At 73.4% G+C, this 511-nt stretch carries 1 protein-coding gene; it reads left to right on the plus strand.

Going from position 1 to position 511, the window contains the following annotated elements; translation table 11 throughout:
* Positions 1-437, plus strand: a 437-nt coding sequence (locus tag BN358_RS25120) for a proton-conducting transporter membrane subunit (RefSeq protein ID WP_304412806.1), incomplete at its 5' end; no start/stop codon positions are given.
* Positions 438-511: the final 74 nt, after the last annotated feature.

Below are 511 nucleotides of genomic sequence, written 5' to 3' on the forward strand. Positions count from 1 at the left end.
TCATCCTCGGGTACACCGGCAGCCACGACATCGCCGACGTGCGCAACCTGCTGCGGCGCCGTCCCGACCTCGGCGGCCCGTTCCTGCTCGGAGCTGCGGCACTGCTCGGCTTCCCGCCGTTCGTGACCTTCTTCACCGAGGTCGCCATCATCGTCGCCGGCTTCCAGCGGGGCCTCGGCTGGCAGATGCTCCTGGCCTGCGCCCTCCTGCTGGTGGTCTTCGCAGGTATCGCCCGCAACGTGCTGGCGATGACCGTCGGCGCGGATCCAGACCCGGACGCCGCGCGCACCTCTCCCGCGCCACCGGACCTGCCGGCGCGGTTCCGCCAGATCCCGATCGGGATCGCGCTGGGTGTCACCGCGGTGATCGGCTTCGCCGCCTGGCCGTTGGCCGCCCCGCTGCTCGACGCCGTCACCGCCCTGGGTGGTGCGCGATGAGCCGCCTGAACCCACCCGAGGTGCTGCGGGCCACGCGCGAGACGCTCGCCGGCACCGTCGCCGCGCAGTCGCCG

Origin of the sequence: Sedimentibacter sp. B4 (genome assembly GCF_000309315.1) — a bacterium.
In the GTDB taxonomy this organism is placed as follows: Bacteria; Bacillota; Clostridia; order Tissierellales; family Sedimentibacteraceae; genus Sedimentibacter; species Sedimentibacter saalensis.